Genomic DNA, 17,466 nt, shown 5'->3' with positions numbered 1-17,466 from the left:
TAGAAAAAGAAAATAGTATCGAAATGTCACTTTTTTTAATGTCACTTTTTTTCGTCAAAAAAACTAACGAAAAAAGACTTGTCTTTGATTTTCGACGGTCAAAATAAGTTTCAGCCATTCAATATTTTAAATCATTTGCTGCGCAAACAGTAAAATATTTTAACCATGGCGATCAACTTTTTGACACTCGCCTCCAAATCATATGACATTTTCTAATCCTTTTTCAAATACATAATACATTGTACTTTTTACATCGTACAACTCTCAAATCTCAATACTAAAATCTAACATCTCATCTGTACATTTTACTTAATACATAATACATTTTACAACTCAACATCGATACACGAACCACGAACAAACCATACGGAACGCANNTTCCGTCATTTCAAGAAATCTTCTTTTCATTTTTTATTCATGCTCTTTATTATTTTATGAATATTGGATTCATATACCTTTCAGGGAAGCTCATCCAAAAAACGAAACAAAAAAAGATGCCGACAGTAGTCTCTCAATGATTCAACGAAATAAATTATTTCCATAAAGTTGGCAACTCACTTCGTTCAGACACTTAAACTTTTTTATTCCAATAATTTAGAGTTGAATTGCATTTCGATCCTAAATCGTCGGATTTTTAACTCCTTTTTCAATACTAAAATCTCAATACTAAAATCTAACGTCTTACATCTAAATAAAAGGTAGCAGAACCCCAATAAATTTGGAAAATGGCAATAAAGGATTTACTTTTAATGTGCGAAAAAAAAGAGTATAACAGTTACTGTCAAAGTCTCATTACCGAGGCTCTGATAGAGAGCGTGTAAAGAAAGGATAGCCCTTTGCTTTACGATCCGTGTTTTAAAAATGTTATAAAAACGGAGTATTGTTCTTTAAAAGAATTAGTAACACCAACAGACTTTGTCTGGCGGTTTTTTACGGATGAATGGAAATTGTTTCGTTCTCATTTTGTGTTGGGTTTTATGGAACGATGTCTTCTATTCTTGATAGAAGTAGAAATAAAAAGTCAGAGAAACGATTTACACTCCTTCATTATCGTGAGGAAATCCGGTAAGAAAACCTTTAGAGTAAACTCTTGCCCAATGAAGTACAAACGCATAAATCGCCCTCTGGAATTATCGCAAATATATGAAAATCCCAGTGTATTGGGCGACTTTTTGTACTCTCTAGGGCTTATAATTTACCGGATTATTCCCGAATAGAGAGACATCATTTCGTTAAGTCAAATAGCCTTAACTAATTGTGTCGCTTTAAACATATATCAAATATACAATGTTTGACATTAAACGCCAAACTTTTTTAATAAATATTTTAAATTATATGAAAATTAATCGATTAGATATTGTTTTTAAAGAAAGAAATGTACAAAATAGAGTCATTGCTAAATTTATTGGTAAAACTGAATTTACAATATCTAAATGGCGAAATAACAAAAGACAACCTTCTTTGGAAGAACTAATTGAGATTGCAAAATTACTAAGAGTAAGTATTTATGATTTAATAGAACCAACAAACTGGGACAATGAAAAAACAGATACATATGAGGAGTTTGTAAAAAAAGTAAAAGACATTAAATAATTAAAAACGGTTAGTTTAAAATAAAAATCTTAAATTCGAAATGAATATAAGTCATAGGCATGACGTTCATTTATTACTCAGGTGTTAGATTTTAGGTTAAAAGTTCACCTGAGTTTTTTATTTTACATAAATTAATATAAGTAAAGGGCTTCTATATAGAAGCCCTTTACTTATTTACACAATAATGGTTATAAATTAGATTAATTTATATATTTGTTATTTACATGAAACTAAAGCTATAGTAGTTTCGTGAAAAATAATGTTATGGGAAATGCTTTCTGAAAGTCCGTACAAAAAATAAAAATCCGATTTCAAAATCTCAATTCAACAAAACTTGATTTTAATTTGTAAATTGCAACATTAATAAGTAAGCTAAAAGAGAATGTTGATAAAAGAGAAAATAAGCATAGAGGAATTTGATAACAAAAGTTATCAGATTAAGCTTGTTGAACCTTTAGAAGAAGAAAAAGCCGTATTAACTCATTACCTACATAATATACATAACGGAGTTTCAAAATACTATAAAGAAGAAGCTTTAAGTATTCTGAAAAATTATGTAGAATACAAAAACGAAAATGAAATTTCGGTTGTAGAGGAAGAAGCATTACAACAATTATTATTCGAAGTTGAAAATGTTCCATTTCCAACTCCCGAAAATTACACGTTCAAATTTATCGACCTATTTGCAGGAATTGGTGGTTTTAGAATCGCTATGCAAAATGTAGGTGGGAAATGTGTTTATACTAGCGAATGGAATAAAGATGCTCAAAAAACGTATCGTGAAAATTTTGGAGAGGTTCCTTTTGGAGATATTACAAAAGAATCAGTCAAAAATTATATACCAAAAGAATTTGACGTTTTATGTGCTGGTTTCCCTTGTCAGGCATTTTCTATTGCGGGACTTAGAAAAGGATTTTCAGATACTAGAGGCACTTTATTTTTTGATTTAGAACAAATTATAGAAAAACACAAACCAAAAGTTGTGTTTTTAGAAAATGTAAAAAATTTAGTTTCTCACGATAAAGGAAAAACCTTCAAGGTTATTCTTGAAATTTTAGAAGAAAAATTGGGTTACAAAGTGTTTCATAAAGTTTTGAACACAATGACTCACGCAAATGTTCCACAAAATAGAGAAAGAATTTTTGTTGTTGCATTCGACACGAATCAAGTTCCGAATTATGCCAATTTTCAATTTCCAGAAGAAATTAAATTAACAAAAACAATTCATGACATTTTAGACAAAGAGAAACAAGAAGATAAATATTATTATCCTGAAACTCATCAGTATTATCCTGAACTTGTTAAAACTATAACAAGCAAGGATACCGTTTATCAATGGCGTAGAGTTTATGTAAGAGAAAACAAAAGCAATGTTTGTCCTACATTAACTGCAAATATGGGTGCAGGTGGACATAATGTACCTTTGATAAAAGATGATTTTGGAATAAGAAAATTAACTCCAAAAGAGTGTTTTGCATTTCAAGGTTATCCAATGGATAAATATATCTTACCTCCTATTGCAAATAGTAAACTTTATATGCAAGCAGGTAATTCTGTAACAACACCATTAATCGAAAGAATTAGTAACGAAATTATAAAAGTATTGTGAAATCATTCGCTGAAATAGATATAGAAAACAATGGAAACTATTTGAAACTGCTTTCAGCAGTTTCAAAGCTTTCGGGACTTTTCAGCGAAAGTGCAATTCCTTTTATCAATTACCGTGTAGCAGAAAACATTTTCTGTAGAAGTTTTGATGCAGGAAATTTATCTCGTTCAGATACAGCATTCGATGCGAACTATAATTCAATCGGTGTCGGTTTAAAGACATTCGTCTGTAATTCAAATAACAGCACAGAAAAAGTTGCTGAATTCAACTCACTTTCAAGGGTTTTAGCTGATTTTCAAGGAAAAGATTTGGCTCACAAATTAGCCGAATTTAGAAATGAAAGAATTGATTTAGCTAATCGTTTGTACAACATTGAAAGTTCTTTATACCATATTGTTGCAAGAAAAGATAGTGAACTTGTTCTATTTGAAACAGATTATGATAAAATTGATATTTCAAATATACACGCTGTAAAACAAAATTATGCAAGTTTACAATTTGAAGACGGTAAGAATTTTTATAGTTTTAACTATTCAAAAAGTACGCTTTTCAGAAAATTTTATATTCCCGATAATGCTTTTAAAATACCAATTGAAATTTTAGAAGACCCTTATACTTTACTTTTAGAATTATTTGAAGATAAAGATTTAAAACCTGCAACAGATAAATTTGTTCGTGGTGAAAATTATGTCATTTTACCACTTTATGGAATTAAGAACAAAGAAAAATTCGTCTTTGAAAAAAGCGGATTAAATCAATGGAATGCAGGAGGTAGAAAAAGAGATTTTGGAGAGGTATATATACCAATTCCTGCTGAAATCCATAAACAATTTCCAAATTTCTTCCCTGAAAGAGACCAATTATTTGAATTAAAAATCCCAACAGGAGAAGTTTTTTCAGCAAAAGTTTGTCAAGACAACTCGAAAGCTTTAATGACCAATCCCAATAAAGCTCTTTCAGATTGGTTATTGCGTAGAGTTTTTCAAGTTAAAGAAGGAGAACTTTTAACTATCGAGAAGATGAATGAACTTGGATTTGATAGCGTAATAATCTGCAAAGATGCAAACGGAAACTATCAAATTGACAAAGCGAAACTTGATAGCTACGAACAATTTATAACCGAATAAGCACTTCCCATAACAAGGATTTTGCAAAAGAGCGGGTTAAGTACAAATTCGACATCTATGCTTTTTACCCGCAAAAACCATTTTTTATTTGCTGGAAAAATGTAAATTAGCAAATAAAAAAATGGTTTTGCTACGTTAGTGCAAAGTTGAAAGTTTCGTCTTTCTAATCCGCTCCTTCGCAAAGCCCCAAAACGTTAACTGACATTGCACCAAAACGAACGTTATCAAATTATGGGAAAATATCAAGAAGCTTTAGATGAATATTATCTTGAAGATGAAAATGGTAAAGTACGCTTAATTTATGCTTATTTTGGTTTAGCTATTTATATTACAAATTGTTTAGAAGAAACTTTTTCTATAATGCTTTGGACAAGTAGAATTTTCAAAAACAAACCAAAAACTAATAAAGAGGTTAATGAAATAATTGATGAAGTAGAAAATTCAAGAAAAACTATGGGGCTTTTAATTCAAGAAATTAAAGAAAATTATGGTTTAACTGATGAACATAAACTACAATTAAAGAATGTATTAGATAAAAGGAATTATTTAATACATAAATATTTCAGACTTGAGATTCAAAAATTTTATTCTGAAACTGGTAATAAGGAAATGTTGAAATATTTTAGCGACATAATAGAAGAAGCTCAAAACTTAGACAATGAATTAAATCAGTATTTTGAACATTATAAACTAAAATTAGGATTCGATGAAAGGAGAATTACTGAATTAGTGGATAAAATGAAATCAGAAGAAATGAAAAGAGATAAAAGCAACGTCAGCTAACATCGGTAACTGTTGCGCAACTCCATTTTTAATCATAAAACACAAAATAGTATAAATAATAACCTCTTTAGAAGCGATTTTAGGGAGTTTTTTTGTTTTACACAATAAGGTATACAATTTAGTTTTGTTTGTATATTTGGGGTTACTTTTACGAAATGCTGATATAGCTGATTTTTCACGAAACAAATGCTATAGTAGTTTCGTGAAAAATAATGATGTGTAATCGCATATGAAGATATTGCAATGAACTATACAATTTTTTATTCTTGGCAATCTGATTTATTAAATAAATATAATCGTTCGTTTATCCAAGAAGTTTTAGATAAAGCGAATAAAGATTTTTCAAAAGATGAAAATTTCAATATTGAAACTGTAATAGATAGAGACACTTATGGTCTTGTCGGAAGCCCATCTATAGTAGAATCTATAACTGGAAAAATAGCGAAATCAGATATTTTTGTTTGCGATATTTCAATAATTAATAAAAATCAAGAAGGTAGAAAAACACCTAATCCTAATGTATTATATGAACTAGGTTACGCTTCAGCAATATTAGGTTGGGAAAGAATTATCATGATTCAAAATACTGTTTATGGCAATATTGAAGATTTACCATTTGACCTTAGAGGAAGAAGAATTTTACAATATTATTTAGATGAAACTATAGAAAGTAAATCTGTAGAAAAGGAGAAATTAAAAAACAATCTATCTAATGTTTTCAAAACAGTGCTAAGACATTACAGTTCAGAATACATAGCAAAGGAGAAAAATATTTGGTGGGGAGAATGGAAAAATAAAACAAAGGCAAAAATGAAAGATGGTACTTTGAAAATTTTTCGAGTAGCTTCTGATTCCTTTTTCTTTAATATAGATATTTATGATGGAGCAAGAACAGGTGAGATTTCTGGCAAAGCTAAAATTTTAACACCAAATTCTGCTTATGCTAAAATTAATAATTTTGAAAATCAATATTGTGAATTAACTTTTAAACGTAGACTTGAAGGCGAATCATGGTATATAGAGGTTGAAGAAGGAGAAGCTTGTAAATCATTTCATGGGTTTGGTACTACTTTCTCCGGAAACTATGAACATCAAAGTGAACTTGTTGTTGATTCAAATTTTATTGACGAAATTGATTTAAATGAAATAGCTAGACTAACAGGGAAATATTTAGACACTTTTTTAAATAATTTTCAACAATTTGCGGAAGCAGAAAATTTTGATGGAGATGATTTCTATGTCGTTAGTGGTGGCGTTAAAGGACTGTATACAATAATGGAATCAATTTTAGTAACAGACAATAGTGGTAATGTTTGGTGTGCATTTATTGACCCTAAATCTGATTTAATTAGATATTTTTCTAACAATAATGATAAGTGCATTACCATTAGAAAATGGATGGAGAGTTTTAACGATAAGACTATTATTGAAAACGGCTCTAATAAAAAAAATGAGTTAGATGAATATTAATTGCGCCTATACATAATAACTAAGTTTTCTTCTTGCTCGTAGAACTAGATATGGTGCAATAACAATAAAATATATAATCTCGCTAAGTGTTTTTAGCGAGTTTTTTTATTTTACACAACAAGGTATACAATGTAGTTTTGTTTGTATATTTGGGTTTAATTTTAGGAAATGTAGATATAGGTGTGTTTTTAAGAAACTAAAGCTATAGTAGTTTTGTTAAAAAAAATGTTAGCCGTAATACTAAGTAAAATCTAATACTCAAAAAATAAGTTTTTTTTAAAAAAAATCACTACATCAAGTACTATAATATTTTCATTAAAACATTTGCCGTAATTTTTTTACGGATAATTAGTTTTTACTACATTTACAAAAATTATTCAAAACAATGCTTAGAAAATTTAAAGTTTCAAACTTTAAAAGTTTTGCAAAAGACTTTGAGCTTGATTTAACAGAAGTTAATGGATACGAATTTAATAAAGAATCTATCAAAAATGGATTGGTTAATAACGCATTGGTATATGGACACAATGGTGTTGGTAAATCTAACCTTGCGCTAGCTATTTTTGATATTATTGAACATTTAACGGATAAGCAACGTAACGAAGGAGTTTATAGAAATTATTTAAATGCCTTCTGTAATTCTGATTTTGCAACTTTCTATTATGAATTTTATATTAACGATAAAATTGTTGCTTATGAATATAAGAAATCTGATTATAAAACAATCATTTACGAAAAGCTTACAATCAACAATCACGATATAATTTCATTTGATAGAGAAAATGAAAGTTCTGCAAAAATTAATTTAAAAGGAACAGAAACACTTAAAACTGATATAGATAATAAAGAATTATCTATTTTAAAATTTGTCAAAAATAATTCTGACTTGCCATCAAATGAAATAAATGACACTTTCACTAGAATGTTTTCATTTGTAGAAAAAATGCTTTATTTCAGATCACTTTTAGACAGAACATATATTGGTTTAGATGTAGGTACTAAACACATTTTTGAAGATATTATAAAGAAAAAGAATGTTGAAGATTTTGAGTCATTTCTAAATAATGCAGGAATTGAATGTAAGCTCTCTCTTGTTGATGATATCGATAAAAAAACTATAGCTTTCGATTTTAACGGAAAAAAAATTCCTTTCCAAGATGTAGCTTCAACAGGAACAAGTGCTTTAGCTCTTTTTTATTTTTGGTATCAAAACATTAAAAATTCTAATGAAGTATCATTTGTATTTATAGATGAGTTTGATGCTTTTTACCATCATTCACTTTCTGCATTGATTATTGAAAAACTGAAAGAAACTGGAGTTCAATTTATATTAACTACACATAATACTGCTGTAATAACGAACGACCTATTAAGACCTGATTGTTATTTTTTAATGGGTAAAAATAAAATTCAATCACTTTCAAAAAGTACATCAAAGGAATTAAGGGAAGCTCATAATATTGAAAAAATGTATAAAGCAGGTTCATTCCATGTCGAATAATATTTTATTTGTATTTGAGGGCGAAAAAACAGAAGTTCAAATTATTGAAAATCTACAAAAACATTTCATCAATGAAAATGTAAGTGTTCATTGTGTATATGGGGGAGAAATATATCAAATATTTAAAAAGATACAGGATGACGATGATTTAGATACTTTTAGTTTATTAAAAGAACGAAGTAAAGAAAATGAAGATGCTTTAAAAGATTATAAAAGAGATGATTTTGCTGAGATATATTTATTTTTTGACTATGATGGTCATTCTAAAATAGCTGATGATGACAAGATTAAAGATCTATTAGCTTTTTTTAACGAAGAAACTGAAAAAGGAAAATTATTTATTAGCTACCCTATGGTAGAATCTCTAAAACATGTAATTAGTAATCAAGATTTCCAAAATTCTTGTGTTGAATGCAAAGAAAACATTAATTATAAAAAAATTGTTTCAGAACAAGCACAAAAACAATTACTAGATTTTACAATCTATGATGTGGATCTTTGGAAAGAGTTAATATCATTGCATTTAAAAAAAATGAATAATTTATGCGTTAGTACATTCACTTTACCTAAACAATTGTTTACACAGCTTGAAATTTTCCAAAATCAGGAAACTAGATTTATTATACCTTATAAAAAAGTTTCTATTTTAAGTGCTTTTCCTGTTTTTATACATGACTATTATGGTAATGTCAAAACTCTTTCAAAAATAGAATAAGTACTTCGGCTAAATAACTAAGCTTTCGTCTTGCCCGGAGGGCATGAGATGTTTTGCAAAATTATTTAAGACAGAAAATAATAAATAGTAACCTCTTTATAAGCGATTTTAGAGAGGTTTTTTTGTTTTACACAACAAGGTATACAATGTGGTTTTCTTTGTATATTTGTTTTTTCACGAAACTAAAGCTATAGTAGTTCCGTGAAAAAACAATGTTATATGCAACCCCTACCAAGCAACTGTATAAAAAAATACAAGTTTAAATTGATTTTCATAATTTAGTAAAAATACTAACCTTATAAATTATACCATGATTTTCAACATCTACTATATTAATTTTCCTAAAGTTTATGAAATAAAGATGATGCTTAATAATATGCTTCTTGCTTCACAAACAGTTGAAAATGATAAAAAAATTGAAGGAGAAACCTATCTGAAAACTAAATTAGGTTTTAACATTCTCGATATATTTAAACTTGGAGAAGCCGAAGCTGGCGGAAATATAAAAGGATCAGGTTCAAAAAAAGTATTAGAAACATTTGAAATTAAAACAACCAAATCAGTGATTCTTGATGAAGTTGTTAAAAACTGTAAAAAATTCAAAGGATTTGACAATACAGATGAAGGAGAACTTATCAAAATAGACAATGTAAAATTGTCCCTTGAAAACGAAGATGAATTAAGAATTGTAAAGTTTATAAATAGTGGAGCAATGAAAGATTTGGTTGTTCCTGGGACAAATGGCTTTGATATGAATAATCTTTTCAATTCAATGTTTAAAGACTATGCTTATAAAATCAAAGGATTAATTAGGGACAATGAAAACATATTGATAAAAATTCCATTAACATTTGAAAGTGAATTTGAAAGTTCATATAGTGTAGATGATTTATTCGTTGGAAAAGTTTCTATAGTTGGTTTATATAAAGGGAAAATTAAAATTGATGATTTAAAAAATTCTTTTCAATATTTTCAAGAACTTGGCGAACTTCAAAATGCTTTCCCTCAACAAAAAGAGGAAGAAGAAATTGAAGAAAGTCATTATAGTACAATTCAAAACAACCAAACTTTTAGTTTTAAAAGTTCTGGAGATGGCAAGGAATATCATTACATAGATTTACTCGCAATAATTCAAAACGTCAACATTAAATAAAAAGTAGATGGAAAGAATTTTATTATTTTATGAGAAAGATGATTACTATGATTTCAAAGATTCAAAAGCTTTAGAAGGATATTCAATACTAAGTATTTCTAAAATAACTTCTAACATTTCTCTAATAGAAGAGTTTGATTCTGAAACTGAAATTATTGATATTTCAGTTCTTACAGAATTTAATAATATTCAATTTGTTATTGAACAAGTTATTTATCAATTCAAAGATTCACCAATATTTATTTGTGATGTTGCCAAGAGAGAAAAATTAGAATACGAATTACGATTTGTTTTTGACTATTTTGAAAATGTTGACAAAGAAACTTTTATTAAAAAAGTAAAAGACACAAAACCACTAAGCGAAGAAAAACAGATCCTGAGTAAACGGCACAAGAAAGTAACTGATTTAAATGAGATAGAACTAAATCATTTCTTTGATAATTTCAAAAACAATCTTTACGGACATTATAAATTTAAAGATGATTTTGAACAACAAATAAGAACATTTTTAATTTTCAATAAATTAGGAGAACATAAAATATTATCACTTTTCCTAATGGGAGAGTCTGGAGTTGGTAAAACTGAAGTAGCGAGATCAGTATTTAATTCTTTACATGGAACTAAAAAATTTGCTAAAATAAATTTCGGAAATTATAGTAGTGAATTCTCCCTTAGCTCATTAATTGGTGCATCAAGAGGATATCGCGATAGTGAAGATGGAGAAATTTTCATGAAAGTGAGAGATACTGATGTAGGAATTCTATTAATAGATGAATTTGAAAAGTCCAATACAGCACTTTTTAACTATTTTCTAAATGTTTTAGAAACTGGTATAATGGAAAGTTCATTAGGAGAACAAATGGATTTAAATGGCTTCATAATTATATTTACCTCAAACATTTCAAAAGAAGATTTCAAAAAAAGAATATCTCCTGAATTAAGATCAAGATTTGACTACAAATGTATATTTACTTTATTAAGCAATGAAGACAAGATGAAATATATTGAATTCAGAGCAAAAAATATAAGTAAAAAAGTCAAATCTGAATTCAATATTGATGTAGAAGATACTTTGAAAAATCATTTATTAACTATAGATGTATCTTCTTATAAAAACATGAGAGATATAAATAAACAAATAAAAAAGCAATTTTTAAATTACATTTCAATCTATCATAGTTCTAATGAAACAGAAGTAGAAATTGAAGAACCTAATAATAAAACAGGACTAACACGTAAACTTTTAAACTTGTTTAATAATTAACTTTAACAATTAAAAGGAGCAGCATATAACATCGGTAACTGTTTCACAACTCTAATTTAGGTACAAAAACACAAAATAGTATAAATAGTAACCTCTTTAAAAGCAATTTTAAGGAGGTTTTTTGTTTTACACAACAAGGTATACTTTTTATTTTGTCGTCTATTTTTTTGAAGGACAAAATAGCCAGTTTCTTCGGGGTTTGTTCGAGAAAAAGTATGTTTTGTCGAACAACAGTCGAACAAAGGTCGAAGGACTGTCGAAGAAAGTAAATAAAAAAATACATTTTAATTGAGCTGTTATTTTTTGCGTTCAATCATAATATAATAACCTATTTATAAAAAATCTCCCAATATATATTTTGGGAGATTTTGTTTTTAATACTACTTCAACTAAAAAACAATTCCTATTTACTTATAAAAATATAGTTGGAATTATGCTGCAAAATTAAGCACAGTTACAACTATGATCTCGAAGAATATGATCAAACATTAGTTGGAATTTCGCTGCAAAATTAAGCACAGTTACAACGCAGGCAATTTCGTCTATAACGATTACGATGTTGGAATTACACTTCAAAATCAAACACGGTTACAACTCCTCCAACAAATTAAAATACTTCCTACGGATTGAAATTGTGCCTCAAAATCAAGCACAGTTACAACATACAGCAAATTCAAACAATTTGCAGTAAAGTTGGAATTGCGTTTCAAATCAAGCACGGTTACAACTAACCATGATTACAATTGATATTCCTGTTAGTTGGAATTGCGCTTCAAAATCAAGCACGGTTACAACTCTTGTTGTGCTTCTTCTGGTCGATTTTTAGTTGGAATTGCGCTTCAAAATCAAGCACGGTTACAACCCTTATCAGAATTATAATAGTATGAAATTCGTTGGAATTGCGCTTCAAAATCAAGCACGGTTACAACAGTTTTCGGAAAAGTTTATACAGAAGTTGAGTTGGAATTGCGCTTCAAAATCAAGCACGGTTACAACTATACCCTAAATTCTAAGTTTATAAATCCAGTTGGAATTGCGCTTCAAAATCAAGCACGGTTACAACGCTAATAAAGATCGTGATGCGTACAAAGAAGTTGGAATTGCGCTTCAAAATCAAGCACGGTTACAACGGTTAAAGCGAAAGGAAAACCTTATTCATCGTTGGAATTGCGCTTCAAAATCAAGCACGGTTACAACTATGTCGATTTCATGTATTCTCGTATCGCTGTTGGAATTGCGCTTCAAAATCAAGCACGGTTACAACTTGACCCTGCTACGATGGTATGGTCATTCCGTTGGAATTGCGCTTCAAAATCAAGCACGGTTACAACTCCTTTTATTGAAATATTACCTCAATATCAGTTGGAATTGCGCTTCAAAATCAAGCACGGTTACAACATTCGCTCAAAATACAGCAACAAAATTCGTGTTGGAATTGCGCTTCAAAATCAAGCACGGTTACAACCAGTAAAGTGTGTTGGCTATTGAAAGGTAAGTTGGAATTGCGCTTCAAAATCAAGCACGGTTACAACTAGCATAATCTTGAACATCTTGCCTACTTAGTTGGAATTGCGCTTCAAAATCAAGCACGGTTACAACTTCAATTACTTTTTTAAATTTTCGCTCATCGTTGGAATTGCGCTTCAAAATCAAGCACGGTTACAACACCACTTTTTTTTCTTTTCTGGAGTGTGTAGTTGGAATTGCGCTTCAAAATCAAGCACGGTTACAACACGTTGCGAGGTTTGGTAAAGATGCATCTAGTTGGAATTGCGCTTCAAAATCAAGCACGGTTACAACTTATTATTGAAAACACATTTACACAATGGTGTTGGAATTGCGCTTCAAAATCAAGCACGGTTACAACAGATTGCGTAGAAGTATCAATGGGATTGCCGTTGGAATTGCGCTTCAAAATCAAGCACGGTTACAACTAAGCAGGTACAAAAAGAAACTCTAAGCCTGTTGGAATTGCGCTTCAAAATCAAGCACGGTTACAACTTTAGTTGAATTTGGAACACGTGAATAAGCGTTGGAATTGCGCTTCAAAATCAAGCACGGTTACAACCTCAAATTATTTTCAGTTCAAAACCCTTTATTTATAAGGGCTTCTACTCTATTTTTAGAATTAAAAAAATGAAAATTTATTACATTCATTCTTACTTTTTTATCATTTTTCTTTTTCTAGTCTAATAATTCATTTCTCAACAACTTGAACAATCGTAAATAATAATCGGCAAATAATTCATCTTCTTCAATCGATAAAATCTTTTGACAAAATTGGTAGAAAGCACTTTTAGGGAATTGATTATGTGAAAATTGATTACGAATATTAATCAATACATATACTTTCTGTTCTAACGCTGAGGCTTCATTATCTAAGTCTTTTACATTAATTGTTTCAAATTTTTGTTGATTTATAAATTTGAAATTTGAAACATCAATACCTTGTATTTGCTTTAAAAGTCCATTTACCAAATAGTTTTTGAAATTTTGATTACCATTTTGCAATAATTCAGTTTTATCATTTACCTGTTCATAAATATACTTTTCAATAGCTTGTACTTCTTTTAACAATTCTTCACTTCGTACCTTTTCGTATCGATCGATTTGTCTTTCTATCACATTTACAGGTAAATTAATGCCTTCCCATGTATTTGGTAAATAAGGTATCCATTGTATTTCTGGAATATATGTGATGAATGTTTGGACACGTTTATCATTTTCATATTTCCTAAAACTGCCAACATCTTTTAATTTTACTTCATCTATTTTAACTTTACCATCAAATAAATCAATCGCAATCGGTTTATTCCAAATAAAGTTTAGATTTCTATTTTGCGTTTCTTTTGCAACCAATTGATTTTTTTCTCGTTCTTCTTTACTTTGATACATCTCATATAGATTAGCTTCAAAATCTTGATTGAATAAATCGTTAAAAATCTTCTTAATCATTAATAAAGTAAACACATCATTTTTTTGTTGTTTCTTTATTGTTGCCTCGAGTTTTTGTCGCTCCTTATCTTCTATTGATTCTACTGGATATAAATTTGTATCATAAAACTTCTGATAGTGCTCATACTCTTTGTAATGAACAAACCAATCTGCAAAACATCCTTTATTTTCAGAAAATTTGACTCCTTGAATCATTGTTGGTTTAGTATCTAAAAATCCTCTTTCAATAAAAATAGGATTTGCTAATATTTTTTTAACCTGTTCGTCTAATGAGTGATTGGTATAATTCTGTTTTTTAAGAAAGACAAAACATTCTTTCAGTACTGATTTAAAAGCCTTAGGTTCATTAGAAAAACATTCCACGCGATCTATTACATTTTCTAAATAACTTATTCTTAATGATAGATATCGGTTATAAAAATCTTCGAGCGTATTTTTATAAAAACAACTTTTAATATCAAATGGAAATTGTTCTAAATCTAAGTCTTGCAAAATAATCTTCAACATTTCTTTATTGGTTTCATAGTATGCTAATGATTTTTGAAACTCACTATGTTGGTAACCTTTCCATTTTTCTTTAAAATTTTGAGGCATAAAACGTTTGATATCATTCGATAACCATACTGCTACCTGACCTTTTTCATTATGATATAAGATATATTTTCGTTTCGGTGAATCTTTTTTCTTCTTTTTTGTTTGAATATAATCTTCTTCTCTATTCTTATGTTCCTTTAATAAATCTTGAAGCTTATCATATTCATACTTTAAGTCAATAACTAATTTCTTTTTATCAATAGTATTTGACTCCTCAGAATCTTTGTATTTACTCAGAATTTTAGCTGAAGTATCCTTATTTCTTATTTCTGTTACTTGTTGTTGTATTTTTTCTACAACTTTTCTTTCTAGTTTATCTCCTTTTGTACCAATAACCAAAAGCTCATATAACAACGAATGAATGTCATTTAAACTTAAATAGGCAATTGCATTGCCTTGATAAATGATATTTTTGTTATTATATTTTGTATCATCATTAATCTGTACAATTTTATTAATGATCTCCTTTTTGCTTATTTTATCAGATTTTCTCGTTTTATTGTTGAGTGTATTTTTTGATTCATTTAATACAGCCTCTATATCCTTGTTAAGCAGTTTTACTTGTATTCCTATTTTACCAGCATCTTTGTCATTATTTCCTTTTTCTTTTGGAAATTCATAGCTTGGATTGGGAAATAATTCCCAAGCAGGATCTAATTCAGTTTCATTTTTAAAAAAATCAGCTTTCGCTTTATTTACTTCTGATAATCGTCCAAAAACGGTAATTTTATCTTTGATGACACGTTCTGTAGTCACTTCAGAATTTCCAAACTTTTTGGTTGCTTTATGATGTACATAATTTCCTAAATTCACCTGAAATCTTAAAGATGGAAATTCGGCGTATTCGTCTAAGAAACGAATTGCAAAATAATTAAACTTATCTTCATATCGTTTACGAATAACTGGATGCAATACTCTTGAATTTTCTAAGTTTTCCTCATTCTCTTCATTATCCTTAAAGTATTCATTCCAATCTTCAATAAATGTAGCTTGTAATGTCTGATCCAGATTTTGATAAATACAGTGAGGTACTTTCGAAACTTCATCTATCATTTGCATCAATAAAGTTTCTTTATCTCCTTTTACTGATGTTTTGATTCTTTTTTTAAGACCCTTATAAGCTAATACAGAATAAATACGATGAGTTGTCATAAACAATAATCCATTTTTTTCTGGAGTTGTTTCCTCACTCTTACTTTTTCCTTTATAACCTCTAATATTAGATTTTAAACTTTCGACTTCTTTTTTATTTAGAAAAAGAGAAAGTAAAAAAATGATCCCACTCGATGAAATTGGCAACTCTAAATAAGATGAATTTTGATGTACTTTTATCTGTTTAGTTCGAATAATGTCTTTTAATGATTCATTACCTTTTTCATCCTTATAAATAAAACGACGAAAGACATCATTATAAACCGCATTTTCTATAGCTCCTTTATCCTTTCTATCAAATCGTTTTCTTTTACTTTCTAAGTATTTAACTTTTAACTTGCATAAAATATCTAATTCTTCTTGTAAAGAATCTTTGATCAATTCTTTTGTTTTATCTGTTTTTAGGTATTTATTTTTAGTTGTTATTATCGTATTAAATAGAACTTCATCTAAGAATGATAATATCTTATCATCTATTTCTATTGGTTCATGATGATAATGTGTGTAGTAATGCCTTAATTGAGAAATTGTATTGATTAATCCTTTAAACATATCTCTGAAACACTCAATTCGTTTTTCCCTTGGTACTTCAACTACCTTTTCTCCTTTCTTAATTGTTTCCCTATCTAAATAATTGACTATCGGAAAATAATCTGCAAAAGCATTGACCCATTTTTCATAATCAACCAAAGACATTTCTTTACGAAAAACATTATTTAATAATTCTATATTACTTGAGGAATTCGTTTCTCCTAATCTTTTTTTAACTTCTTTAAATACTTCATTAATGTTGTTTTCAGCTAAATTAAAATAGCCTCCAAAATAATATTTATCTTCCTTTTTAAAAGGATTATATTCTACCCCTTTACCTAATTTTTCTTCCATTTTTTATGTGTTAGTGTTGTTATGTGTTCTATCAGCGTAGTAACTTTCAAAAACTCTTTCAATCATTTTTACTCTTAGCCATCTTGTTACATAAATATTGACAAGTAGACCAATAAAAACTATTAAAAGTGATAATCCAAGATTTTGGGTTTGATTCAATTCATTGCAATAACTATAGAATATCGTAAACAATAAAATTGGGACTAAAATCAAGCCTATTGTAAAAAAGTTTCTAAACATAAAATACAAACTTTGAAAATTTTTGACTTGAGTTATTTTATCATTTACTTCTAAATAATAGTAAGCAAAATCAAACAAATAATCAGTCGGTTGATTGCTTGTATTTTCATTAGAATCATGTTTTCTCAATTTTGCATATTCTTCATTTAAATGAGGAATAATAAGTTTAGAATACTCTCCTAATTCTGCATCCTTAACAGAAGTGTAAACAAGCTTTTTTAGAAATGGCATTTTTAAAATTACTTGTGTTGTCAACACATGAATGATTACTCCTATTACTAATGATGCACAAAAAAGAATTAAACTATCTCCAATATTATCTGAAGAAAATAGGTTATTACTTCCCAATAATAGAAATCTAAAGATATCGACTACTTTAATTACAATAAATCCTGGTATGACGAAATGTAATCTTCCCTAAAAAC

Annotated in this window: 11 protein-coding genes and 1 CRISPR repeat array; of the genes, 9 read left to right on the top strand and 2 right to left on the bottom strand. The window is 28.5% G+C overall.

The features are described from left to right. The first annotated feature begins 1,287 nt into the window (after window positions 1-1,287). The 9 genes from B3J26_RS05785 to B3J26_RS05745 all read left to right on the top strand — a co-directional run bounded on the left by B3J26_RS05785 (window position 1,288) and on the right by B3J26_RS05745 (window position 11,215). Entirely contained in the window at window positions 1,288-1,593 is a 306-nt protein-coding gene (locus B3J26_RS05785) for a helix-turn-helix domain-containing protein (RefSeq protein ID WP_291064257.1), read from the top strand. 382 nt (window positions 1,594-1,975) lie between these two features. Further along, window positions 1,976-3,202, top strand: coding sequence for a DNA cytosine methyltransferase (locus tag B3J26_RS05780; RefSeq protein ID WP_291073706.1), 1,227 nt, complete (start codon window positions 1,976-1,978; stop codon window positions 3,200-3,202). Next, window positions 3,199-4,329: a restriction endonuclease gene (locus tag B3J26_RS05775; RefSeq protein ID WP_291066981.1), complete on the top strand. Its 1,131-nt coding sequence runs from the start codon at window positions 3,199-3,201 to the stop codon at window positions 4,327-4,329. The genes B3J26_RS05780 and B3J26_RS05775 overlap by 4 nt, the downstream gene beginning before the upstream one ends. Window positions 4,330-4,560: 231 nt before the next feature. Beyond that, entirely contained in the window at window positions 4,561-5,112 is a 552-nt protein-coding gene (locus B3J26_RS05770) for a hypothetical protein (protein WP_291066979.1), read from the top strand. 243 nt (window positions 5,113-5,355) lie between these two features. Beyond that, on the top strand, window positions 5,356-6,582 hold the full coding sequence (locus B3J26_RS05765) for a TIR domain-containing protein (protein ID WP_291073704.1): 1,227 nt from the start codon (window positions 5,356-5,358) through the stop codon (window positions 6,580-6,582). Window positions 6,583-6,967: 385 nt separating this feature from the next. Beyond that, a complete protein-coding gene (locus B3J26_RS05760; RefSeq protein WP_291073702.1) occupies window positions 6,968-8,083 on the top strand; it encodes an AAA family ATPase in 1,116 nt (371 codons plus the stop codon). Beyond that, window positions 8,073-8,798, top strand: a complete 726-nt coding sequence (locus B3J26_RS05755; RefSeq protein WP_291073701.1) for a hypothetical protein — start codon at window positions 8,073-8,075, stop codon at window positions 8,796-8,798. The genes B3J26_RS05760 and B3J26_RS05755 overlap by 11 nt, the downstream gene beginning before the upstream one ends. Window positions 8,799-9,108: 310 nt before the next feature. Next, window positions 9,109-9,951, top strand: a complete 843-nt coding sequence (locus B3J26_RS05750) for a hypothetical protein (protein ID WP_291073699.1) — start codon at window positions 9,109-9,111, stop codon at window positions 9,949-9,951. Between the two features lie 7 nt (window positions 9,952-9,958). Continuing rightward, a complete protein-coding gene (locus tag B3J26_RS05745) occupies window positions 9,959-11,215 on the top strand; it encodes an AAA family ATPase (protein ID WP_291073697.1) in 1,257 nt (418 codons plus the stop codon). 757 nt (window positions 11,216-11,972) lie between these two features. Next, window positions 11,973-13,283: a CRISPR direct-repeat array (repeat unit 37 nt; unit sequence GTTGGAATTGCGCTTCAAAATCAAGCACGGTTACAAC). Between the two features lie 116 nt (window positions 13,284-13,399). On the opposite strand, the gene cas13b is transcribed toward B3J26_RS05745, so the two are convergent. After that, window positions 13,400-16,801, bottom strand: a complete 3,402-nt coding sequence (cas13b, locus tag B3J26_RS05740) for a type VI-B CRISPR-associated RNA-guided ribonuclease Cas13b (protein WP_291073696.1) — start codon at window positions 16,799-16,801, stop codon at window positions 13,400-13,402. Between the two features lie 3 nt (window positions 16,802-16,804). After that, window positions 16,805-17,440, bottom strand: a complete 636-nt coding sequence (gene csx27 / locus B3J26_RS05735) for a type VI-B CRISPR accessory protein Csx27 (protein WP_291073715.1) — start codon at window positions 17,438-17,440, stop codon at window positions 16,805-16,807. Window positions 17,441-17,466: the final 26 nt, after the last annotated feature.

The sequence above is a fragment of the Empedobacter sp. UBA5987 genome, assembly GCF_002429865.1.
GTDB classification, from domain to species: domain Bacteria; phylum Bacteroidota; class Bacteroidia; order Flavobacteriales; family Weeksellaceae; genus Empedobacter; species Empedobacter falsenii_B.
This window is presented reverse-complemented; position numbering and strand designations above follow the sequence as displayed.

What these genes read in the sequence shown, in the direction of transcription:
- B3J26_RS05785 (WP_291064257.1), top strand. Translation starts at nt 1,288, where the DNA reads ATGTTTGACATTAAACGCCAAACTTTTTTAATAAATATTTTAAATTAT.
- B3J26_RS05780 (WP_291073706.1), top strand. Translation starts at nt 1,976, where the DNA reads ATGTTGATAAAAGAGAAAATAAGCATAGAGGAATTTGATAACAAAAGT.
- B3J26_RS05770 (WP_291066979.1), top strand. Translation starts at nt 4,561, where the DNA reads ATGGGAAAATATCAAGAAGCTTTAGATGAATATTATCTTGAAGATGAA.
- B3J26_RS05765 (WP_291073704.1), top strand. Translation starts at nt 5,356, where the DNA reads ATGAACTATACAATTTTTTATTCTTGGCAATCTGATTTATTAAATAAA.
- B3J26_RS05760 (WP_291073702.1), top strand. Translation starts at nt 6,968, where the DNA reads ATGCTTAGAAAATTTAAAGTTTCAAACTTTAAAAGTTTTGCAAAAGAC.
- B3J26_RS05755 (WP_291073701.1), top strand. Translation starts at nt 8,073, where the DNA reads ATGTCGAATAATATTTTATTTGTATTTGAGGGCGAAAAAACAGAAGTT.
- B3J26_RS05750 (WP_291073699.1), top strand. Translation starts at nt 9,109, where the DNA reads ATGATTTTCAACATCTACTATATTAATTTTCCTAAAGTTTATGAAATA.
- B3J26_RS05745 (WP_291073697.1), top strand. Translation starts at nt 9,959, where the DNA reads ATGGAAAGAATTTTATTATTTTATGAGAAAGATGATTACTATGATTTC.
- cas13b (WP_291073696.1), bottom strand. Translation starts at nt 16,801, where the DNA reads ATGGAAGAAAAATTAGGTAAAGGGGTAGAATATAATCCTTTTAAAAAG.